The following is a 3,605-nucleotide window of genomic DNA, read 5'->3' on the forward strand; positions in this document are numbered from 1 at the left end:
CGGGCGGGCCAGGGGCCGGCGGGTCTGTGATGATGTGCGCATGTCGACCCTTGCCACCATCGCGGTACTGGCCCTCGCCGCACTCCACGCCTACATCCTGGTGCTGGAGATGTTCCTGTGGACCACGCCGCGGGCCCGGGCCGCCTTCGGCACGACCGCCGAGTTCGCCGCCTCGACGAAGGCCCTCGCGGCCAACCAGGGCCTCTACAACGGCTTCCTCGCGGCCGGTCTGGCGTGGGGAGCGGTGGCGTCCGACCCGGTGGGCTTCCAGGTCACGGTGTTCTTCCTGGTGTGCGTGGCGGTCGCGGGGCTCTACGGCGCCGCGACGGCGAGCAGGAAGATCCTCTTCGTCCAGACCGTCCCGGCGCTGGCCGCCCTGGCCCTGGTGCTGCTCGCGCGCTGAGTCAGACGCCCTGCGTGACGGCCCGTTCCATGACCCGGCCGGCCTCCGCCTCATCGGTGGCGGGCGGCACCACCAGCAGGTCCCAGCGGCCCATGCCGGGGGCGAGCAAGCACACGGTGTGCGGGGCGGTCGGTGAGTCGGTGCGCCCCACGTGCACCGCCTGACCAGCGACGACCATCTGCTCCGGGCAGTCCGGCCAGGTGTCCCCGTTGACCAGGACGCTGCTGATCCGGCCCCAGGCATCCGGCAGTCCGCGGAGCAGCACGGGCAGTTCGGCGGCCAGGTCGTACGAGCGGGGCCACCATGCCCCGTCGATCCGGCGGGCCGTGCGGTCCTGGCGCGCCTGGTCCGCGATCCGTAGCCGGACCTCGGACGGGGCGGGGACGGACGGCTGGGGCGAAGAAGCGGACGTCATCGAGGGGCTCCTGCTGCGGGGGGCGACGAGACCGGTTCGGCCACCGGGTGCGACATACCCTCGGCATATCTACGGTACGCCGTACGCCGCGGGGCGGTACGGGAGCCGGGGCCGCCCGCACCGCCCCTGCCGGTCACAGACCGTAGCGGCTCTTCAGATGGCGCCAGAAGTCGCGCAGCATCCACGTGTCGAACTCGGTGATCTGCGTGGCACTGCCCGCCTTCATCAGGAAGCAGCACTGGCCGGTCGGCGACCAGTCGTAGAAGTCGTCGAGGCCGAAGGTGTGGCCGACCTCGTGCAGGTAGATGTGGATGTTCTCCTGGTTCAGCGCGCCGGTGAAGTACTCCTGGCCCATGCGCTGGCCCCAGTCACCGCCCGCGCCGCCATGAAAGCCCTTGGTCAGCCACAGCGACTGGTCGTAGTGGCGGGCGGCGCCGCCCGGGCACTTGGAGTAGTTGCCGTCCTGGTGGAAGAAGCGCCCGCAGTCCGGGGCGCACTGCGGTGAGCCGCCGTCGTCGAGGACGCCCGCGTAGATGTCGACGGAGTTGTCGCTCCACTGGAGGGTGGAGCGGTTCTTCACGGCCCAGCCGACGATGTTGACGGGCACTGTGGTGTACGGCCAGGCGTTGTGGCCCTTGCCGTTCACCACCATCGCGGACATCCACTTGCCGAACTGCTTCTTCAGCGCCGCGTGGATCCGGTCGCGCAGGGCGGCGCTGACCGGGGCGTCGGACTCCCAGCGCACGCAGTAGTTGACGCTGCCCCGGTTGGCCATGACCTGGTCCCAGCCGTAGTTCCGGAAGCCGTACAGGTTCCCGTAGGTCGATTCGACGTGCTTCCACACCTCGTTCAGGGGCTGGGCGAGGTGGGCGGGCGGTTTCCAGTCGTCGGCGGCCTGCGCCTTGCCCGAAGTCATGCCGGGGGTGACGAACGCCGCGGCCAGCACGGCGAGCACGGTGAGCAGCCGCGCCAGGTGTCTGCGCATGGTGATCTCCTCGTGGGGGGGGGGAGGTGTCACCCTGAGGTCGTCGCCGGCGCGGCCGGGGTTGCCTGCCAATGACCCGGAGGGCATTCCGGGCGCTTTATCCCATTCCGTCGGTGATACTTGGGGCATGAGTACGGCAACGTATGCAGAACTGGCGGCGTCGTCAGATCACGCGATCGCCGTGACCATCGCCTTCGTCGGCGGGCTGATCGTGGCCTGCGCGCTGATCTGGGCCGTGCGGGTCGGGATGCAGGTCATGGACAAGGACACCCATCACCCCGCCCCGGAGGAGCAGCCGCACATGCCGGACACCGGTCCGGTCCGCGAGATGCGCGAGATGCGCGAGCCCGACGACGTGCCGGTCGTGACGCGCGACGGTCAGCGGATCATGCCGCATGAGCTCCACCGGGCGAGCACCAGGACCGGAAAGGACCAGAAACCGCGCCGCTGGTCGCCCGGATCCAGTGGATCCTTCGGCGGCGGCGGGCTCGGCCGCACATGAGGCCGTAGGCAGTAGGCCGTAGGCCGGGGCCTGTGGATCCCAGGGAGGCGACATGACGGCCCGCCACCGGACGCGCTGGGCGACGGCAGGGGCGGCCGCGGCGCTGACCCTGTCCGCGGCGCTCGCGGGCTGCGGCGGTGACGGCAGCCCCGCGGACGCCGCGAGCAAGGCGGAGTCCGCGGTGGAGTCGATCGCCTCGGAGGCCGGCGAGGCGGTGGAGTCGGCCTCGGCCGAGGCGCAGCAGCGGCTCGACGACATCCAGGGCGGCGCCGACGTCAAGGGCGACGTGACGGCCGGGACGCCCGTAACCGGCTCCGACGGCCGGGTCCGCACGGACGTCACCGTCCGCAACACCGACGACTCGGCCCGGTCCTTCGCCGTCCAGGTCGACTTCCGCAACGCCGGGGGGCAACTGGTCGACACGGTCATCGTCACGGTGGAGCACGTGCAGGCCGGCCAATCCGCCACGGCCACCGCCCGCAGCACCCACGACCTGTCCGGTGAGGTCCGCACCGAGGTGGCCCGGGCGGTCCGCTACTGAGCCTCGTCGTCCCGGGCGACCGAGATGTCGACCTGCTCGCTCATCGCGCTCACCCCGTTCAGGGTGGCGACCGCCTGCAGCCGGTTGGCGCCCGCCGGGAGGCCGGACCCCGGGATGCAGGCCCAGGTTCCGTCGGGGGCGGCGGTGGTCGCGCAGGCCTCCTGATCGTCCTTGTCCCGGACGGTGACCTGGGCTCCCGGATGGGCGGTGCCGGAGATCTCCGGCCGGGCGGCCAGCGCCACGCCGGACAGCGGGCGGGTCAGGGTCGGCCCGGCCAGGCCCACGGTCACGGCACACCGGCCGACGGCCCGCGGCACGCCCCGGCCGTCGGTGAGCCGCAGGAAGCAGTCCCGCAGCCGGGTGCCCGGAACAGCGTGCGCGGGCACGGCCAGCACGAAGGTGAACACCCGGTCCTGCCCGGCCGCGCCGCCGGTGACGGTGTACGTGGCGCTGCGCCCGTCGGCGGAGACCGAGCCGCGGTGGCCGGACGCGTCGAGGGGCGTGCCGGTCACCCGCGTGCCCCGGGGCGCGGTCAGGGTCAGCGTCGCATCCGCGGCCGTCTCCGGGACGCCCGCGACCTCGACGATGCCTTCCCGGCCCGGTGCGATGGTCGCGGCTCCCCACAGGCCGCCGTCCCGGGCCGCCGCGGGCGTACCGGGAAACGCGAGCGCCCCCACGACCAGGGCCCCCGCCACGGCTGCTGTCCTGCTGTACCTGTTCATCGCGGGCGGGACTCCCTGTCCGGACACGGTCGGTACC

Annotated in this window: 6 protein-coding genes; 3 read left to right on the forward strand and 3 right to left on the reverse strand. The window is 72.6% G+C overall.

The window, feature by feature from the left end; genetic code table 11:
- Positions 1 to 40 precede the first annotated feature (40 nt).
- On the forward strand, positions 41 to 403 hold the full coding sequence (locus tag C1J00_RS40170) for a DUF1304 domain-containing protein (RefSeq protein ID WP_102913789.1): 363 nt from the start codon (positions 41 to 43) through the stop codon (positions 401 to 403).
- 1 nt (position 404) lies between these two features.
- Here the strand turns inward: C1J00_RS40170 and C1J00_RS40175 are convergent, their stop codons facing one another.
- Together C1J00_RS40175 and C1J00_RS40180 are read right to left on the reverse strand one after the other, a co-directional pair.
- A complete protein-coding gene (locus tag C1J00_RS40175) occupies positions 405 to 818 on the reverse strand; it encodes a DUF5994 family protein (RefSeq protein ID WP_102913790.1) in 414 nt (137 codons plus the stop codon).
- A 133-nt stretch (positions 819 to 951) separates the two neighbouring features.
- A complete protein-coding gene (locus C1J00_RS40180) occupies positions 952 to 1,803 on the reverse strand; it encodes a hypothetical protein (protein ID WP_102913791.1) in 852 nt (283 codons plus the stop codon).
- Between the two features lie 127 nt (positions 1,804 to 1,930).
- On the opposite strand from C1J00_RS40180, the gene C1J00_RS40185 reads away from it, so the two are divergent.
- Both C1J00_RS40185 and C1J00_RS40190 read left to right on the forward strand, forming a co-directional pair.
- Positions 1,931 to 2,305: a DUF6479 family protein gene (locus C1J00_RS40185; protein ID WP_102913792.1), complete on the forward strand. Its 375-nt coding sequence runs from the start codon at positions 1,931 to 1,933 to the stop codon at positions 2,303 to 2,305.
- A 52-nt stretch (positions 2,306 to 2,357) separates the two neighbouring features.
- Positions 2,358 to 2,846 carry a hypothetical protein gene (locus C1J00_RS40190; protein ID WP_102913793.1) on the forward strand — a complete coding sequence of 163 codons (489 nt, stop codon included), beginning with the start codon at positions 2,358 to 2,360 and terminating at the stop codon, positions 2,844 to 2,846.
- On the opposite strand, the gene C1J00_RS40195 is transcribed toward C1J00_RS40190, so the two are convergent.
- Positions 2,840 to 3,605, reverse strand: a 766-nt coding sequence (locus C1J00_RS40195; protein WP_342751796.1) for an Ig-like domain-containing protein, incomplete at its 5' end; no start/stop codon positions are given. The genes C1J00_RS40190 and C1J00_RS40195 overlap by 7 nt on opposite strands.

It is taken from the genome of Streptomyces cahuitamycinicus (genome assembly GCF_002891435.1).
In the GTDB taxonomy this organism is placed as follows: domain Bacteria; phylum Actinomycetota; class Actinomycetes; order Streptomycetales; family Streptomycetaceae; genus Streptomyces; species Streptomyces cahuitamycinicus.